This window comes from Vibrio sp. 1078-1, assembly GCF_033340475.1.
On record NZ_JAWOWM010000385.1, the window covers coordinates 1 to 680 of the forward strand.

A 680-nucleotide genomic window follows, 5' to 3' on the forward strand; every position below is an offset into this window, starting at 1 on the left:
AACAAAACGTGCTATCGCTTAACCAAAAAGAACGTGACGCATTGATCGCGTTTCTGAACTCTCTGTAAGGATGCAACCATGAAGAAAACAACATTAATGAGCGCTGTTGTTGCAACGCTAAGCTTAGTTGGTTGCCAATCGACAACGGGCTCGTCGGATGCACAACCAGAGCAAACTAGCCATATTTCTCAAGCTGTTTACGAAGTGGAGTTTCATGCCGCACAGTCATTTTTAAGCCAAGCTTCGCAGTTAGAACAGAGCTTTGCTGATTTTTGTTCTGCGCCGAAAAATGACGTGGAACCAGTACAACAACAGTGGCACAGAACCATGCTGGCTTGGATGGCGCTTCAAGGACAGGAACGTGGCCCCGCGACCGCGCTGGAGCAAAGCTGGAACGTACAATTCTGGCCCGATAAAAAAAATACCACCGGGCGTAAAATGTCGGCGCTGACTAAAGCCGATAAAGTTTGGACAGTGGAAGAGATCTCGACACAAAGCGTGACTGTGCAAGGTTTAGGGGCGTTGGAATGGTTACTTTATGATGATGCATCCACGCTTAATACCAATAGCAATGTATGTGCCTCAGGTGTTGCTATTGCCGAAAACTTGCACGATAAAGCACAGATCATCGCTAATTCTTGGGCTCAAAACCCGTGGAAGTCTTTGCAAAAGACAGAGTG

At 46.9% G+C, this 680-nt stretch carries 1 protein-coding gene; it reads left to right on the forward strand.

Going from position 1 to position 680, the window contains the following annotated elements:
- Positions 1–78: 78 nt before the first annotated feature.
- Positions 79–680 (forward strand): imelysin family protein (locus tag R7190_RS27720; RefSeq protein WP_318137912.1); only part of this gene is annotated, 602 nt, incomplete at its 3' end.